Here is a 16,451-nt window from a genome sequence, read left to right as displayed (position 1 = left end):
TTAAAAGCATAAATAGAATTTAGTTGGTTGGGGTTAAGGTGTTGTTTGCTTGTCAGCATATCATTGAGTAACGCTAGGCACATATTGTCATTTGGCTAACAGTCAGTAAAAAATCAGAAATCCTTATATAGATACCAATTAATAAATCCATTAAATCTTACTAGTTTGGCTATAGCTTGAGTGATAGGTTAGTTTCCCCTCTGCGATCGCGTCTTTACTCATTTGTCTTAAGCCAATCCTTGAGTAATGTGTTTATTACTTCGCCCATAGGCTTACCTTGCTTAGTACAAGCCACTTTAAATTTCAGTTTCACATCCTTGTCCACATAGACACTTAGCTCAGTCATTCCCTCTGGAATTTTCTTAGGCATTTTCTCTATTTGCGCGATATCTAGTATTCTCGCATCACCCCCTGCATCTCCGTCTACCACGTATTGCGCGATTGCGCGATATACGTTATGATAACAGACAAGACAGAGAAACAACAACAGCCGTTAACCAATTCGTGTCTGCCGAGTAAGGAAAAACCTGAGAAATCAATCCTTTTAGCGTGTGGACACTCCAAATTTACCGTTAGTTGCCAATACCTGTTGACTACTTGTCAGCATTTGTTATTGACTATCAATCACTATTTGCCCATTAACCAATAGATGCTCTATGAAAGCGTCAAACTCTGCACGGGGACTTGATTTAGATTCCCCTGGTCTGTTTTGCGAAAGTTATGTTACAAAATCTGAACTCGCAAGAATTCTTAACGTTGCTCGTTCAACTTTAGTCAGTTGGGACGGCATTGCACTATACCGCATAGATAGCTATCGCCAAGCCTACCCAGTCAAAGCCGATGGCAGTACAGACCGCTCTTGCCCGTTGTCACCCTATCAATCTTGGTGTTTGTCCCGTATTGGCCGAGTCATGCAAAATCTCAAATCGGCTGAACGAGTCAAGAACTATATCAAAAAGCATCCCGAAGATTTTAGTCCGGCGAAATTTACTAGCCAATTTCATCAAGTAACTAGAGGTAATGCAGCATGAATACTTCATACATGATTGCTATCAAAGAAGTTTGTGAACGGCTAGAGATGCCAGAGGAAATTATTAGATTCTCCTTGCAAGAATCGCATCCAGATGATTTTGATAGTCTCAAAGAAATCAGTTTCGCTGAGTTTGAAACTTTAGCCCAAGTCCTCAAACAGAAAGCCTCACAAGAACAAACTGGAGAAATAGCCGCGATTGCTCCATCAACTAACAATACTCTGCCAGTTACCGAACAACAAAAAATCATTAATGGAGCTTTGAATGCTCTGAGCGAGTTTGCTGGAAACTACACATTGACCATTGATAAAATTACTTCCACTCTGGCATTTATCAGTGGTCAATCAGTTGTTAATAACTTCGTTCACATCCACTCCAACACAATTAGAAGTGGCTTAGAAGATTACTTAGATGAATTGGCGGGTGAGTTAACTGCTGCTGCTCACTCCATCAAAGGAGTTGATGCTAACGATTTTTTAGCTCAACGGGGGATTACCCCGAAACAACGAACTGCTCAGAAATCACTAGAAGAAATCCTGAATCTGGCAGCAAATATCTAGACGTTGCCTACTCCTTAGCACTGTCAGACAGTCGTTTCTTATCGTTGTTGTTGAAGGTTTCAAGAGAAAGAAAGATGCACTTAATTACTGAGACTTGTTTTTATTCCGGTGTGGCTACTCTGTCTCTAATCGGTGGTGTAGCAGCAGTTATTTCACCTCTAGGAGTGGGTTTATTTGCAGTAGGTTTAGCAATGTATGTCAGCCAAAATCGACGCTAACAGAGAGAGATTAGAAGTTGCTTATAAGTGGCAAGCATTAAAAGTTCATCCCCTAATGCTGATGGTTTGCATTGTAATTCCTGCATTTGTTGGCAGCTATTTATATACCAGTTGGCAGCAAACTAAAAATCTGAAGCAATCTCCAAATATCGAGATGAAAAACTTACCTCTTTGTAGCAGTGTAGGCTCTGAAACAAAACTGAAGTTTTCAAGGATATTGAGGTGAATTATGAACACTCAACCACTACCAGAATTGATTGCACAAGCCCAACAATTAGTAACCCAAATTCGGCAGCATCCACAATATCAAAGGTTGAACTTTGATTGTGACGTAACGCTTGGGGATGTCACTCAATTTTTCAATACTCTGCAATGGGAGTCCACAGCTTCTACTGTTGATGTTTCCAGAGAAGGCTTTTTTCAGTGATGGAGGAGCGATCGCATTGCCTGACCAACATGGCGAGCGCCCCTCATGTACGTATTAAGCACACGTCACCACAAGGATCATACCAAGAATGAATAAACCCATTGGCTATTTTACAAGTGTCCTGCCTTCTGATGGTTCCTACCTAGACGAGCTTCAGCAACAATATGGCAGCACATTTGAACAACTGGGCAAGGTAGAAAAACTGTTGCTGTTACATGGGGTTGTCCAAAATCTTTTGAGCGCAGAGATAAATGTCTCTGGCGGTTCAGCAGCATTAGAGGCACTTTCAACCGTCTCTCCAATTGTTCAAGGTATTCATAAACGAGTCAAAATAGGCGAACACTTGGGATTGGCGGAAGCATTAATTAATCAACTCAAATACCAACGCTAGGGGTGAAACATGGCTCGTAATTATGGAACCGCCAAACTGAAAAATCACATTCCCAATAATGCCCCTGGTACGCTCAACGCAATGGGCAGTTTGTTTGACGTGTCAGCAGAAGACTTCAACAAAGCCGTGCAGGGCGACCAAACGGTAATCACCAAAATTGCAGATATGGCGCGACTGTCGGACACTGCCAAAGCCAATTTACCCAAGGCATTGGAGGCATATCGGAAAATTATCGAGATAACTGGGGATGTGAATCAAGCCTATGCGGAGTTGGTGCAACTGACCCAGAAGCACGGAACGCAAACACTTAAAGCTATCAACACATCGAAAATTGGTGAGCAGCGTTTCAAAAACGAAGTGACCGAGATGCAGTCGGAACACGTTAACGCGACTACTGCCGAGGCTACCCGACACGCTCAACGGTCAAGCCTGATTCAAATATCGGGGGCGACGGCTGACCTAATGGCTCTAGCAAAATATGAGGCTGATTTAATTAGAGCTTCTAATAAAGTCCCTGAAGCTCAAGACGCAGCAGATCGCGCTTATGAAAATGCCGTAACTGGCGCACTGTGGACAAACGGTAGTGAAGCGAAAACTGACCGCATACCCAAACCTAACTACTCCCGCACTGCTGGCATTAGCCGTGTAGGGCAGTGGTTCCGCAATTTTATGGGCATTTAAGCTCTAGTTTGTGCTTGCGCCAGAGTACAGGTAGACTCTGGCTTTTTTTGTTTCACCCCAAGCGAGGTAAGTATGAACGAAATGGAATTCCTACTATCGCAGTTCCACCCCGGCGAACAGTCCACACCTCTGATTTGGGGTGAAACTCCAGAAAAAAAACCGACCCCAGAATCGGAAGACGGCGATCGCCTTGAGCAATCCATTCGTGATGTCTTCGCTAACAAGCAACTGCTCAACAAAGCCTTGTCCACATTTTTGGGAGTGTTCACCGCCAATGCTGGAGTCAGCCTACTAACGAGTCTGGGGATTGGGGCGATCGCTTCTGGCACACTGGGCAGCATTGTACTGGGGCTGTTTTTCGCCAATACCCTGACCAAGCTTCAATATGATGGACAAATTCACATTGACAAAGATTTTTTGGTAGCGACTGCCCAAACTGTAAGCGTAGGGGCTTCTCTGTGGATTGCCTTTGACGAATATCGGGCAGTGTCTAATGCCTCTAAAACAGGTAAAACACGGTTCTATCAGGAGGTAAAAAGCTACGAAATTAAGCCAACTCCTAAGAATGAAACGCCTTGGGGGTTGATTGGGTTAGCTGGTTTTGGATTGTTGGTGTTGGCAGCAATCGTCAGGGGGAAAAACCAATGAAACGTAAGCAATTTGAAGACTACTTGCGTTCGGGAACAGCCAACAATATTACTGTCGGGGTGCTAGCGGCCATTGGGTTAATTTGTGGGGCAAAGTCATTTACTGGCACTCAAATCAGTTTGGTGGAATATTGCTTTATCCCCGAAACACTAAAAAACCCAGTGAACCGTTTGCGGTACTGTACACCCTCTAAGCGGTACATCATGCCAGAGAGCGAGTTTAACGCCGAAGTATACGCCCCAGCTAACCCGGAGTTTCAACGTGATAGTTTTGTGCCTGCCAAAGCTACCCGTCTAAGAACAATCCCCCCAAGTAACCCGGATAAGTCTTGGTGGGGATTGATATCAGTTTCCTTAATATGTGGAGCTTACACTTTGTCCAAAGCTAGGGAATGGCGATTGGTGCAGATGTTGCCAAAAGTCAGAGAAGAAACCCGCACCAATTGGTTGATTGCCAGACTCAAGCAAGGTTTAAGACTACACAAGGAAAGTTACACCGCACAGCTAGATTACGAATTCCATCAATGGGCTGAGAATCGACGGCTAAAATCCGCACAATTGTCAAAAATGACACCCCAAGAATTAGCCCTTTTTCAAGAGCAGGTACGTTTAAAGGCAGAAGCCGAAGCACGGGCGCAACTACAGCAGGCAACCGCACAGCCAGCCGGAGCATTGCCGGGGCAGTCAATGCAGGATATCGCCAGGGGTGACGATAAAGTTACTGGCACTGAACAGCAGACATTACAACAAAATAGCGGTGGAAGTCTTCACCCTTCAGAATCTCTTGCCCTTAACACTTTGCAAGCCTTAGCCAAAGCCGATAGTTCTACCGCTTTAGTCGCTGCACCAGGAAGCGGTAAATCAGTCACCCTCAATTATTTGATTGAGAAAATCCTTGCAGATTGCCCCAACGCGGACATCTGGGTGATTAGTGCTAAGAATGATAGTTTCTGCGGTTTACGGGAGAAAGAAAGGGTAATTGTTTTTGATCAGGAAAACCCAGACCTAGCAAAAGACGTAATTGACAACTTTTACCTGAGCTACAAATTAAGAAAACAGTTACCAGAGTCAAAGCGCGATTCCCTACCACCATTGATTCTAATTTTGGATGATTGGTTAGTAATTGCTGACTCTTTAAGCAAGCTTTACTCTGATTGGAATTATGGCAGTAAATTACTTGATGTTCTGCTGATTGGTCGAGAGTTTAATACTAAGTTTATTGCTTCTCTACAGTCTTTTAATTTAGCAGCATTGGGCATTGAAAAAATGGACGCTCAAACCCGAATGTGCCTCAACTTACTGCTGTTAGGTAACAAGTACATTAAGAATGGAAGGGAGCAAGAATCTTATGGAGTGCTGGAATTGATTTTAAATAGAGGTGACATTATCCCAGGTAAGCAAGAAAGGGAGCAAATTAAATCTAAATATCTAGAAATTAAAACCGCCTCTTATCAAAACTTACGTCCGGTAATGATTGCTTCTGTTGGTGGTTTTGTAGTTGCATTAATGCCAAATCTATCTAATCAAGCCAATTCAATTGCAAATGATCATGAATATCTAGATAGAGTATATGAGCTTGAATTTAATTTAACTGCTGCTCACCTTCCTCAACCAAAACCATTGTCCGAGGTAGCTAAAAAGATTTATGAATACTTCCAGAATGTGAAAAATAAAACGCCAAAGACATTACGCGATTTGAAGAAAGCTGACAGGTTATCAGGCTACTCAGACGCAGAATTACTTGATGGGTTATCTGAATTAATTGAGAGGAATAAGATAAATTCTGACGGCAATGATAGCTACTTCCTACTCGATTGGTGAACGTGTTGCCGTACTGCCGTAGTGAGCAGGAGGGATGTAAAACGGGCTTTTCTGGGTGGACACGGCATACGGCATAAATCACGGCAATCTATATCCTGTATAGGTCGTAGCCTACGGCAAGGTTCCGGCAGCGCGGACAGTCACGGCAGAGACACCAATAATTTTGCAGCTAGTTATTATTATAAGATTAGAGAAACAATATAATCGTTGATCAAGTGTCAAGACATATTTAAGAGTGCGAGTAGAGTTGTCCAGAGTCCTCGGAGTGCCGCAATTGGCGAGCGCAATAAGAGCAATAACACTCTTCGCCATCCCCGCAGACAGGATTACCACAACTATTGCAATGCTCAGTATCGCCATATCCTAAATTATTTTGCCAGTACCAATTGCAGCGTAGAGATGTGTCACTTATTGTTTTGATACGTATATTAATTGAGGCAATGGCAAGTTCTTCTGCTTCCTGAACTGAGTTGGCTTATCCTTTCCAGTGCCTCTCTCCTTCTTCAGTTTTCATAAATACTAGAAATTGCATGAGGCGTTGTATCTCCGCAGATGTTGTTATCAATAACAGCTAGATAAAATAGCTTTGATTCTAAGATACTTGCCTTGGCTCGTAGCGCCACTTACACTATGAGATATGGCGCGGATTTCTTCGGAAAATTTTTGACTTGACAAGTTAGAGTCAATCGCTGCTATCCAACGACTAACTTTATTCGCTTTGTCTGTTGCTGTGCGAATTTTACAACTGATTCAGGGTCGAGACAATCCTGATTTACCAGAAGAGTGTTGCTTTTTCACAGGAGCAACAGCAATGCTTGTTAACGCTCGCACCAACGGTCGTTGGTAACATTGAAACTATGATTTTTGGAGGCGAATACAGTGGTAAATTCTGGAGATATTCAACTTGGTCACAAGCTGTAGCTGGACATAAAGAAGTTTGTCTGTTAGCTATTTGAGCCTATCGGTGATCAAAAAGATTAATTCATTCAATTGTTAAATAATCAGCAATTTTTGTCAGTTCTAACTCACTTAAAAAGCCAGTTAATGCAAAGGGACATTTACAACTTAATTCTTTTGCAAGAGAATCAGCATTTAGGTGATGTTCCCGACACACAATCTCAAAAATCTCATCTGTGGTTAATTCTAGATTTTCATCTAATTCCTCTACTCGCGCTTCTATTAAATTGATATTCATATTTAAATTTCCACCATCTAAAGTATCTTGTTAACAATTTTTAATTTTTATTGACCCGCATTCTTCAACATCCCCGTTAACAACTCCGACATCTCCCACAAATCTTTATTGCGGTTATCGTCATAAATCATCAGCGTTCTGGGGTCAGCATGGCGGCTCAACTTCTGCACCTTTCTGATATTCCCATCCGTCGCATCCAGCGCCGCCGTAATTGCCGAATGCCTGACCCTGTGTGGTGACATCGGTTTCTTCACCCCTGCTTTCTTAAAAGCTGTCGCCACTATTTTATAGATAGCATCCGTAGTCAATCTATGCCCCCTATTATGAAAATCTAACGCCGTAAAAATTGGTAAATCTGTATTCAAATCCCCCCTAGAAATCAACCAATCAGCAATCGCCGCCGCCACATCTTTTGACATATCCAAATATTCTTCATTAGTTCCCTTCCCCTTCCCCAAAACTCTCAACTTGCGCCCATAAAAATCAAAGTCACCCACATTTAACTGACATATCTCCTGACGGCGCAAAGCTAAACCCCACAGCACCAAAAAAATTGCATAGTTGCGTTTACCAATCAAAGTCTCCCGGTCAAACTGCCCAAGTACAAGTGCTATCGTCTTGCTATCAACACCCCGCGTATCTCGATAAGCCTTAACCTTCTCCCCCTCGACATCTTCCAGGGAATAGTTGCACACCCCCAGCTTCCGCCCCATCTTGGCCAACGACTTAATCGCCGCCAACCGCCGATTAATGGTTGCCTCCCGCAACCCGGATGTAATCAATTTCGCTTTATATTTCAACACCACCATTACCGCTTGCTCTCGCTGCAAATGCAGAAACTCCAGCACACTATCCCCAGTGGGCGGTAAGCCCGTCATCTTGATAAAAAAATCCTTCAAATCCTTCTCGTAAGCACGCCGAGTATTGGGGTTGCGTTTATCTGCCAACAGCTGCGCCAACACATCCGGGTCGCCCTGAAGCTCTGCGTCAAAATACCTAGTTATCGGCGCAGCTAAACACGCCTCTAACTCCACTTTAACTAGCTCTCCAAATATTGGCTCGTTAGGCATAACTACTCACAGCGTCGTTATTGATAATACAGTTTATGAGCAACTAGCAAAAATAGATAGAGTTCTAGAAATACTTGAGGACAATAAGCCAAATGGCGTTATTGATAACAATGTAGACAGTGTTGACAAAATTAGCCTCCCTGAAAGCGTAGACTCAATCTCGCCAGATAATCAGCTTGTAGAGGTTGCCAACAGTAATGTACATTCCGTAGAGGAAATCAATGGGGATAATAAACCGAATGGCGTTGTTGATGAAAACAGTATTGAGTCATTGAATTTGAAAAGAAATACTTATACGGTGCTTAAAGATGCACAAGTTAACACAATAGAAGATTTAAATAAATATGGTGTCACAGGCTTGCGAACGCTGAAAAATCTGGGAAATAAATCTGTATCACAGATAGTTGAAGCACTTCAAAGCCGAGGGATTGAGTTAGCAGAGTTACCAGACCCGGAACACACACCTTCTCTTTGAGCAGTAATTCCGAAAGCTACGCGCTAGGAATTGATGCGATGAGCCGTTTTCAATATCGCAGTGTCAAAAACGTTGTATGCTGTGGCCGGTGATGTCGGGAAAAGGGGTGATGTATCTAATCCTATACTCATACCAATATAAACAAAGTGTTAGGGGCTTGAGTAGCAGGCGAACCGAAAACTGGGATAAGCTTGAAAGTCTTATTAGATAAGGATTTTATCCAGAACTGAAGTTATTGACGCTCTGCTTATAATCGAGTCACTACTCAACGAGAAAATAGGGATTTCAGCTTTGAAATATGTTTGTATTACTGGTGTCATGTCTCTTCACCCGGTTTTCTGCGCGAATGCTACTCATACCCCAATTTAGAGGTTTGCGTGACAAGCACTTATTCACGCTCGGAGCCTTTGAAAGCCGAGAGAGGTTTGAGGAAGTCTACGGGAAAAATCTGAGTTGGATTATCTAGAGATTCCACTATGATCCTCAAAAATGGAATCTCTAGATTTTAACCTAAAAAACTTCTCAGGATTTTGCGTATAGCCAAGAGCTAAACAGACGAGTCACCCTCGGCATAACAACATAGGTCAGCAGTACAACCATAGTAGCGGAAATAATGAATGAAATCATCAAAGGAGGTAATATGCCAAGCAAGGGTGCTAAAAGTCTATTCAATAAGTTAATCAAGACATAAACAACTGCCCAAGTGAGTAATGCTGTTTTATAGCGCAGTGGAGTCTTTAATGGTTGACCTGGAAGGGAAAACCATGCTTCTAACCCACTCAGTTGTTGAACATGAGGTTCAGAATGAACCAAATGTTGAGCTTGAGACAGCCAATATTGGCGATCGCGTGACTCCATCCACACCAAGAGATGTTCATAGTTGTCAAACCGAAAGATAATCACATATTCTGAACGCACACCTAGTTGTGGTCGAATCACATTTGTTCCTAAGTGACCAAGATAAGTTCTAGAAACACTAGTAATGTCTTTTAACCAAGCCTCATAAGCACTTTCGCATCCTGGTTTAACATTTTGTGAAATGACTACCGTTACAGATTGATCTTCTTGTTCCATATCCAACTAACTCCTCAGCACTTGTTGGTGAATGCTTGAGTCATTTTCCTACTAAGGGATATCCAGCTTTACTCACTTCAATTCGGACAATGTTAGAAGCAACCACGCCGGTAGGCGGTGGTAAAAACATTCCGCCATTCATCACAACATAGATGGCCGTGAGATCACTCGGTGTTTGACCAAAAGCAACTGCTGTACTACCAATTACGCCCTGTTCGGCTTGAGCAATAATGGTTGTACTACCATCTGGTGCAATCTTCACCACGCTGTTATAAATGTGGGTTGCTCCGTAAAGGTTGCCTTCCACGTCAAATGCAAAGTCATCAATATTAGTTTGCTCTACAAAAATTTCTGGTTCACCAGGTTCATTGTCCACACCAAGCCCAATTCGTAATAGCAACATTTTTTCCGTATTTGAAACGTAAAGGAAATTACCAAAACGCTTCAAACCATTAGCAGCAGGAATGACGTTTTCTGGATTGCTACGAGCTAGTAAAGGATGTTCGAGCCAGATGGTACTACGACGCTGATCAATATCAATCAACCAAATTGCACCTCGGTAAGAATCTGCTGCTAAATACTGAGTGTCAGAAACAGGAGTAATACCATTAAGGAATATCGAATCTGGTAATGTTAGCAAAGTTTCCACTGCACCATCCGCGGCAACTAGTGAAACCACTGGTAGAGAATCAGCATTCCATCCAGTGACTACCAAACCCCCGTCAAGAGTGAAAGCCAAACCGCTGACTTTGCCTTCTACACTGGCATGAAGTTGCTGATTTCCATCTGGGGTAATGCGAACAATTTTGCCAGCCTCATGATTAGTTACAAATATTGTGCCATCAGCGGCGATCGCCAGATTTTCTAAAAAAGTATTGGCTGGAAACGAGGTAATAATTTTGGCAGGAGCCAATTCTATGGGTGTATCGGCGTAAATCGGAGGTAACATGAGTATATTTTCCATATAAATCTACCACTGCAATTGAATCGGGACACGAAACTTCCGCATCTGTGCAAAAAACAGTCCTTGCGCTCCTCCATCTGCTAGGGTTGCTAAGTAGACAGCGGTTTCGGCTCCTTCTTCGGCTGTGAAAGGTGCATCATCACCCAATACTTTTCGGATAAGGAATTCACTCGTGTTCGCGTAGCGTCTCCTTTAGGAGAAGGTAAGCAAGCCACTGGATACAAAACGGCACTTAAAGCTTTTAATCGTTTCATTGCTGAATTAACTAACCGAGCATAGGCGTTTCTGAATTCGCCAACAGTGTCTTCGCTAGATCCACCCCCTAACATTAGGGAGTTGGAACTGCTACTCGATTACCAGGAACAATTTGTGGTTGATAAGAAAACACTTCGCGGCTACGAGGATCAACACTCACTTTGAGCCACTGTACATCGTTAGTGCCATTCCCTTGATTGTCACCAAATGTTTCAACACGAGTGAAGTTCTCTAGTCGTCTGCCTTGAGCATCTAGAAATGGCTTATCGATACGGAAGTAGTGAGAATCACCATGCACGTAGGCCACTGGTTTACGAAAAGCAATCACTTCATCACGCAACGCTAATAAGAAGCTCTGGAAGCCATCAGGTTGTCCATCAGTTTCCATGAGTGTTCTCGGATTACGCAAAGGCGCTCTGGTTGAATCACTCAGATCCCACCCTGGATCAGCTTGGGAGATCAACATCACCGCCGCCGAGTTACGTTCTTTTGCCACTCTAAAGGTTTCTTTCAGCCATACAATATTGGCCGCGTTTCGCGCTGCGTATTCTGCTGGGTTAGGTGCAGTATCGCAGAGGTTATTACAAGAACCTTGGACGTTGAGTGTCGCATAAGTCACCCTACCCACAGTCCAGCGTCGGTTCTCGACACAGGGTACTGCACCATTGACACCGAGGCATAGCGGCGCTGTCTGGACTTCCTGTCTTAACCGACGTTGTCCCAAAGAAAAAGGCGTGCTGAAGAATAACTGACGCTCATAGTCGAGGCGCTCTAGTGAGTTATATCCACCATTGGAAGCGCGATCGCAGTCTGTCCAATCGTTGTCACCTGGTGTAAAGGCTGCTGGTGCTTCCAGCTCATTAAAGTATCCCAGTGCTTTGGCATACAGTGAATTATCACAAAGACTATTTGAACCAGCTTTGAGATCACCATCATGGACAGTAAAAGAAAGTTTTTGCGAATTCATGTCCTCGATGAGTCGTGTTACACCAATTTCCTGCTCTTGTGAGTATGGCAAATCACCCCAAAGACCGATTTCGTAAGTTGCATTGGCGTTCTCATTCTCTCTAAAGTTTTCATTTTCTCTAGCCATAACCAAACTGCTGGTTACGGATAGCAAAAACGGTAAAGTCAACCCTAGTAAACACATTTTTCGCAGCAAATGTGCAGTTGTAAAGCATTGAAATATTAAATAGCCCAGCTTCTTCATCATATTTTTGGAATCCGTGAGTGCATATTGAGCGAGTAGCTTTTGCCCACGCCATAGTCAGCAATTTAGACTAGCGGATTGTCCATAACAGATTGTTTATGAATAGGTTATGAAGCCTAATATTTATGAGTTTTGAGTATAGTTTTACTCTGGGCTGATGATACTATCTGTAGCTTTGATAAGAAGAGTGGTGATTTCTATATAAAAAACAAGGTATCAGGGGAAAAAGTTTTAAAGTAGAGAGAACTATATAAATCTATATAAATATGAATGATAATTTGCGGAAAATAATTAATATTTAGACGGCGTTGCTGAGTGCGGTATGAATTAATCAAACACTATGTTTTCGCTCAGTGGTGCATCTGGTAAATTTTGACCCAGTTGTTTTACCCAAATAATAATTGTTGTGTGATGGACTCCTTTAACTCTTTCAATAGCTCGAAAACCCATACCTTTGAGATACATCCGAATACATTCTTCTTTGATCTGATTGCTAGATGAGAGCAACATTCAGGACAATTCATGTTTTAGCACCCTATACTCATACCTTATTATGCAACGCCGGGGTTATGACCTTTCGTCCTTCTGCTTAGAAGTTATCAAAATCAGACAGGGCAAGGGTTTCTCGACCATCTTGCAGAAAAATGCTCAAATCTCGGCTCAATACCAATAAGCGAGCGCATCCATAAACGGAAAGACTTATCTGAATTCGCCACACTTAAAACCAAATCACCGAAACCGCTTTTCGCTTCTGCTCTGGCGTGACCTCCAGATAACGCTGTAAAGTCCCCAGGTCACTGTGACCAGAGATTTCCTGAATAGTTCTCAAAGGTATCCCCGCGCTGGACATCTGCGTGAGGGCAGTTCGTATCATCGCCAACCGCCAAGGTGCTTGCGCTGGCTGACCGCGTTGTGGATAAAGTGATGCGAAGTCTTCATCCTGGTAAAAGACCCCAAGTTCATCACGCAGTCGCATATATAAATTACCTTTGGCGAACGCGGCTTTGGCTACACGTACCGTTTCATCAGGAATAGGAGGAATTTCTTCAGGATGTAAGCACATATACTACCTCCACAGGTATTTCTTCTAGTTTATTGATAATTGAGGCAGCTAACTTAACTTTTTCTCTTCCGTGTATTACGCGGAAAAGTGGGGCCAACCTTTCCATGTATTACGCGGTAAAATCGGCGTTTTTATGTTAAGTAATGTTTCGCCAACGGTATCCGTATCTCGGCTCAATACCAAGTCTGTAGCTGTACCAATTGCAACGAAACTTCATAATGTCTGATGACTTTTCCTACTAAGAAAGTTGGTCGGGTGAATGATGGTGAGTGAGCATCTAAGGTAATTCCCAGAACTCATACTGTGAGTTGTGCAAGAGTGCGTAGTTTGCCGTCGCAGACATCGCCCCTCCCAATCAAGCGAGGAAACCCCAATCGCAACCATGTGAAAAGTAGCCTAGATATCTTGCATATAACCCGATTTACCAGTACAAAGCCCGTAGGCTTAGTAAAATTTGGTCAAATGAATAAAATTTTATTCTTGTGTACAGGCAACTACTACCGCAGCCGCTTTGCGGAAAACCTATTTAATTGGTTGGCTACCAAACAAGGTTTAGATTGGCAGGCTGACTCCAGAGGGTTAGCACTTGAGCGCGGTGTAAACAATGTGGGGGCAATTTCCCAGTATGCGGCTGAGGCTTTAGCAGTGCGCTTAGTAAACCTACCAGATGATGAACGGTTTCCAATGCCAGCAAGTGAGCAAGATTTCGAGTCAGCTACTAGAGTTATTGCATTAGATGAATTAGAACACCGTCCACTAATGAATGAACGCTTTCCCCACTGGGCAGAGACAATTGACTACTGGCTAGTTCACGATATCGATAAAACCTCTGCTACTGAAGCCCTTGAGGAAATTGAAAAACATATACTGCAACTTATAGAACAACTGACACAAAGTTAGTGGCGATCGCTCTCCAAAAAATTCTTAGAGGAAAAGTTATCACAAGAGGAGCGATGCCGGCGGCGGTAAACTACGCACCCTTGAATGACCATACCTTTATTACTACAACTAAACTTTAAAACTAGCGAAGTCCACCCGTGATGTACAGCGTTTCGCCAGTGATCCAGGCGGAATCAGAGGAAGCAAGGAAGACAACAGCAGGGGCGATGTCCTGTGGCTGTCCAATGCGACCTAGTGGTGTTTGCGCTTCCGTCTGTTTGCGACCTTCGCTCTCAGTAATTCCTGCTGTGTGCGTACCCTCGGTTTCTACCATACCAGGATTGATGGAATTGACCCGGATATGACGGGAACCCAACTCTTTGGCGAGGGACTTTGTGATGGCATCAACAGCTGCTTTGGTTGCGCTATAGATTGAAGCATTCGGGGGCGCGAGGGTGCTGACGATGGAACTGATATTGATAATGCTGCCGCCTGCCGAGTCGAAGTGTTTTACGGCTTGTTGCGAGGTGAGGATCAATCCCAGAACATTTAGATCGAATTGCTTATGGAAGTGCTGTTCGGTGATGTCATCGATTGGGGAAAATTCATAAATTCCCGCATTGTTAACCAAAATATCAACCCTGCCGAATGCTTGCTGTGTTTCTGTAAACAGATGTTCAATCTCTGCTTTTTTGGCAACATTTGCCTGAACTGCGGTAAGCGAAGCTATGCCGTAGGCTTATCGCCTTTCCACCGACGCTAATAATCTCATCTACTACCTGATCAGCCCCTTCTTTGCTAGAGGCGTAATTGACAACCACTGCTGCACCTTCGGCTGCCAGATGTTTGGCAATCGACGCACCGATGCCTTTAGACGCACCTGTAACAACTGCGACTTTTCCCTCTAGTTTTGTCATGCCTGCAATCCCTGTAGTTATTGGGTTGAAAATATCTGTCCGAAACAGGTGCATTCTTGCAAGAATGCAAGCTCTTAATTTAAGATACCAGTTAACTGAGAGCTTACACACTTCGTTAGATCAACGGGTAACTATAAAGACAGCCAGAGCGATCACTACAACATCTATGTAAAAGCATAAAGCGACAGATTACGCCTAAGCTTGGGTTTCCTCGCTTGAATTGATTGTAAATTTTGAGGAGCGATCGCCTCCCATAAAATCAAGAGAGGAAAAACACCAAAGCAGAGAGGGGGTAAGCATCACACTTATTCAATCATCAGATAGAGTCAGAGCGGGGAAACTAATGGTAGTTTGAGTTGTTGGAACGCTCATATCAACCGCCGAAGTGAATAACTTAGTATTAATCAACCTGATTCTCACCGCGTCTATAGTTCTATCACCAGTCAGCATTGCTGATACTGCCCAAGGTTCAACCCATGCCATCAAAATGTCTTCATTTAACCTCAGTTCTCAAAAATGGCAAAACCGCGTGCTACTAGTGTTTGCACCGTCTGTTGATCACCATATCTATCAACAGCAGATGCAGTTATTTCAACAGCATAATAGTGGTTTTACAGACCGGGATTTAGTTCTGGTTCAGGTTTTGGCAACAGATAAAAGCTATGCCAACGGACAGTTAATAGATGAATCTTCTGCTGCTAATTTGCGAAATCGCTTTGGAGTTGACAAAGATAATTTCCGCGTTATTTTGGTAGGCAAAGATGGTGGTGTTAAGCGCAGTGACACTATACCAGTTCAGGCAACAGCAATTTTTGAGCAAATTGATGCTATGCCCATGCGTCAACAAGAAATGCAACAGCGAGGTAGAAACTAGCTATTATGATCATTGTCCATCATCTCAACAACTCGCGATCGCAGCGTGTGCTATGGCTACTTGAAGAATTAGGCATCGAATACGATATCAAGTTCTACGAACGTGACTCAAAGACGATGCTGGCTCCGACATCGTTGCGAGAAGTTCATCCGCTCGGCAAGTCACCAGTAATTACAGATGCAGAAGTGACTGTTGCTGAGTCCGGCGCTATTATCGAATACATAGTAGAGCGATACGGCAATGGTCGGCTAATTCCAGAATCCGGTACGCCAGAGCGTCTGCGGTACACCTATTGGCTGCATTACGCCGAAGGCTCGGCAATGCCACCTCTGGTAATGAACCTCATCTTTAACCGTTTTGGAACAGGAGACAGCAGGGCAAACGACGCATTCATCGCGCCCCAAATCAAACTTCACTTTGATTATATAGAAGCTGAACTTGGTAAGAGTACGTGGTTTGTCGGCTCAGAATTCACCGCCGCCGATATCCAAATGAGCTTTCCTCTGGAATTGGTTGCGCTACAAGCCGAACTTATCTCAAGCCGACCAAAGATTCAGGATTTTATCGAACGCATCCATGCGCGACCTGCCTATAAACGCGCCCTTGAACGTGGAGGCAAATACGACTACGCCAACAGCATTTAATAATTCTCATACAAGAGCGATATCTACGATAAGCTCCGCTAACGCCTGTCTCCTG

General features: G+C 43.4%; 22 protein-coding genes and 3 pseudogenes. 13 read left to right on the top strand and 12 right to left on the bottom strand.

The window, feature by feature from the left end; translation table 11 throughout:
* Positions 1 to 214: 214 nt before the first annotated feature.
* On the bottom strand, positions 215 to 430 hold the full coding sequence (locus IQ244_RS33255; RefSeq protein ID WP_322746095.1) for a plasmid partition protein ParG: 216 nt from the start codon (positions 428 to 430) through the stop codon (positions 215 to 217).
* A gap of 226 nt (positions 431 to 656) precedes the next feature.
* On the opposite strand from IQ244_RS33255, the gene IQ244_RS22320 reads away from it, so the two are divergent.
* The 9 genes from IQ244_RS22320 (at position 657) to IQ244_RS33040 (ending at position 6,623) form a co-directional block, all read left to right on the top strand.
* A complete protein-coding gene (locus tag IQ244_RS22320; RefSeq protein ID WP_193898070.1) occupies positions 657 to 1,031 on the top strand; it encodes a hypothetical protein in 375 nt (124 codons plus the stop codon).
* Positions 1,028 to 1,591 (top strand): hypothetical protein, encoded by a 564-nt coding sequence (locus tag IQ244_RS22315; protein WP_193898068.1) that lies wholly within the window; start codon positions 1,028 to 1,030, stop codon positions 1,589 to 1,591. The genes IQ244_RS22320 and IQ244_RS22315 overlap by 4 nt, the downstream gene beginning before the upstream one ends.
* A 74-nt stretch (positions 1,592 to 1,665) precedes the next feature.
* Entirely contained in the window at positions 1,666 to 1,809 is a 144-nt protein-coding gene (locus tag IQ244_RS22310) for a hypothetical protein (protein WP_193898066.1), read from the top strand.
* Positions 1,810 to 2,038: 229 nt separating this feature from the next.
* A complete protein-coding gene (locus IQ244_RS22305; protein ID WP_193898064.1) occupies positions 2,039 to 2,236 on the top strand; it encodes a hypothetical protein in 198 nt (65 codons plus the stop codon).
* Positions 2,237 to 2,324: 88 nt separating this feature from the next.
* Complete coding sequence (locus tag IQ244_RS22300; RefSeq protein ID WP_193898061.1) at positions 2,325 to 2,627, top strand: hypothetical protein; 303 nt, start codon at positions 2,325 to 2,327, stop codon at positions 2,625 to 2,627.
* Positions 2,628 to 2,636: 9 nt separating this feature from the next.
* Positions 2,637 to 3,308, top strand: coding sequence for a hypothetical protein (locus tag IQ244_RS22295; RefSeq protein WP_193898059.1), 672 nt, complete (start codon positions 2,637 to 2,639; stop codon positions 3,306 to 3,308).
* A gap of 72 nt (positions 3,309 to 3,380) precedes the next feature.
* Entirely contained in the window at positions 3,381 to 3,956 is a 576-nt protein-coding gene (locus IQ244_RS22290) for a hypothetical protein (RefSeq protein WP_193898057.1), read from the top strand.
* On the top strand, positions 3,953 to 5,776 hold the full coding sequence (locus IQ244_RS22285; protein ID WP_193898055.1) for a hypothetical protein: 1,824 nt from the start codon (positions 3,953 to 3,955) through the stop codon (positions 5,774 to 5,776). The genes IQ244_RS22290 and IQ244_RS22285 overlap by 4 nt, the downstream gene beginning before the upstream one ends.
* 718 nt (positions 5,777 to 6,494) lie before the next feature.
* Positions 6,495 to 6,623: a hypothetical protein gene (locus IQ244_RS33040; protein WP_265578944.1), complete on the top strand. Its 129-nt coding sequence runs from the start codon at positions 6,495 to 6,497 to the stop codon at positions 6,621 to 6,623.
* A gap of 135 nt (positions 6,624 to 6,758) precedes the next feature.
* Here the strand turns inward: IQ244_RS33040 and IQ244_RS22275 are convergent, their stop codons facing one another.
* Both IQ244_RS22275 and IQ244_RS22270 read right to left on the bottom strand, forming a co-directional pair.
* Positions 6,759 to 6,971, bottom strand: a complete 213-nt coding sequence (locus IQ244_RS22275) for a hypothetical protein (protein WP_193898126.1) — start codon at positions 6,969 to 6,971, stop codon at positions 6,759 to 6,761.
* Between the two features lie 47 nt (positions 6,972 to 7,018).
* The gene (locus IQ244_RS22270) at positions 7,019 to 8,041 is read right to left on the bottom strand and encodes a tyrosine-type recombinase/integrase (protein ID WP_193898053.1); all 1,023 of its coding nucleotides are present in this window, start codon (positions 8,039 to 8,041) and stop codon (positions 7,019 to 7,021) included.
* On the opposite strand from IQ244_RS22270, the gene IQ244_RS33250 reads away from it, so the two are divergent.
* Positions 7,974 to 8,516, top strand: coding sequence for a DNA-directed RNA polymerase subunit alpha C-terminal domain-containing protein (locus IQ244_RS33250; RefSeq protein ID WP_322746096.1), 543 nt, complete (start codon positions 7,974 to 7,976; stop codon positions 8,514 to 8,516). The genes IQ244_RS22270 and IQ244_RS33250 overlap by 68 nt on opposite strands.
* A gap of 522 nt (positions 8,517 to 9,038) precedes the next feature.
* On the opposite strand, the gene IQ244_RS22260 is transcribed toward IQ244_RS33250, so the two are convergent.
* The 7 genes and pseudogenes from IQ244_RS22260 to IQ244_RS33425 form a co-directional block, all read right to left on the bottom strand.
* Entirely contained in the window at positions 9,039 to 9,590 is a 552-nt protein-coding gene (locus IQ244_RS22260; RefSeq protein WP_193898048.1) for an antibiotic biosynthesis monooxygenase, read from the bottom strand.
* A gap of 40 nt (positions 9,591 to 9,630) precedes the next feature.
* Complete coding sequence (locus IQ244_RS22255; protein ID WP_193898046.1) at positions 9,631 to 10,554, bottom strand: gluconolactonase; 924 nt, start codon at positions 10,552 to 10,554, stop codon at positions 9,631 to 9,633.
* Between the two features lie 6 nt (positions 10,555 to 10,560).
* Entirely contained in the window at positions 10,561 to 10,701 is a 141-nt protein-coding gene (locus IQ244_RS22250) for a hypothetical protein (RefSeq protein WP_228059070.1), read from the bottom strand.
* 181 nt (positions 10,702 to 10,882) lie between these two features.
* Positions 10,883 to 11,902 (bottom strand): hypothetical protein, encoded by a 1,020-nt coding sequence (locus IQ244_RS22245; RefSeq protein ID WP_228059069.1) that lies wholly within the window; start codon positions 11,900 to 11,902, stop codon positions 10,883 to 10,885.
* A 453-nt stretch (positions 11,903 to 12,355) separates the two neighbouring features.
* Positions 12,356 to 12,514 (bottom strand): annotated as a pseudogene (locus tag IQ244_RS22240) (IS1 family transposase); the annotation flags it as partial.
* A 223-nt stretch (positions 12,515 to 12,737) separates the two neighbouring features.
* A pseudogene (locus tag IQ244_RS33430) lies at positions 12,738 to 12,887 on the bottom strand (tyrosine-type recombinase/integrase); the annotation flags it as partial.
* Positions 12,888 to 13,082, bottom strand: a pseudogene (locus IQ244_RS33425) (IS5/IS1182 family transposase); the annotation flags it as partial.
* A 462-nt stretch (positions 13,083 to 13,544) separates the two neighbouring features.
* On the opposite strand from IQ244_RS33425, the gene IQ244_RS22225 reads away from it, so the two are divergent.
* Complete coding sequence (locus IQ244_RS22225) at positions 13,545 to 13,982, top strand: low molecular weight phosphatase family protein (RefSeq protein WP_193898042.1); 438 nt, start codon at positions 13,545 to 13,547, stop codon at positions 13,980 to 13,982.
* A gap of 121 nt (positions 13,983 to 14,103) precedes the next feature.
* Here IQ244_RS22225 and IQ244_RS22220 read toward each other — a convergent pair whose 3' ends face one another.
* Together IQ244_RS22220 and IQ244_RS33035 are read right to left on the bottom strand one after the other, a co-directional pair.
* Positions 14,104 to 14,634 carry an SDR family NAD(P)-dependent oxidoreductase gene (locus tag IQ244_RS22220; RefSeq protein WP_265578946.1) on the bottom strand — a complete coding sequence of 177 codons (531 nt, stop codon included), beginning with the start codon at positions 14,632 to 14,634 and terminating at the stop codon, positions 14,104 to 14,106.
* Positions 14,635 to 14,638: 4 nt separating this feature from the next.
* The gene (locus IQ244_RS33035; RefSeq protein WP_265578943.1) at positions 14,639 to 14,878 is read right to left on the bottom strand and encodes an SDR family NAD(P)-dependent oxidoreductase; all 240 of its coding nucleotides are present in this window, start codon (positions 14,876 to 14,878) and stop codon (positions 14,639 to 14,641) included.
* Positions 14,879 to 15,263: 385 nt separating this feature from the next.
* Between IQ244_RS33035 and IQ244_RS22215 the strand changes: the two genes are divergently transcribed.
* The gene (locus tag IQ244_RS22215) at positions 15,264 to 15,752 is read left to right on the top strand and encodes a DUF4174 domain-containing protein (protein WP_193898040.1); all 489 of its coding nucleotides are present in this window, start codon (positions 15,264 to 15,266) and stop codon (positions 15,750 to 15,752) included.
* Between the two features lie 5 nt (positions 15,753 to 15,757).
* Complete coding sequence (locus IQ244_RS22210) at positions 15,758 to 16,396, top strand: glutathione S-transferase family protein (RefSeq protein WP_193898038.1); 639 nt, start codon at positions 15,758 to 15,760, stop codon at positions 16,394 to 16,396.
* Positions 16,397 to 16,451 lie beyond the last annotated feature (55 nt).

It is taken from the genome of Nostoc sp. LEGE 06077 (assembly GCF_015207705.1).
Lineage (GTDB): Bacteria > Cyanobacteriota > Cyanobacteriia > Cyanobacteriales > Nostocaceae > Nostoc_B.
The sequence above is the reverse complement of the archived record's forward strand: the minus strand, read 5'-3'. Positions and strand labels throughout refer to the sequence as shown.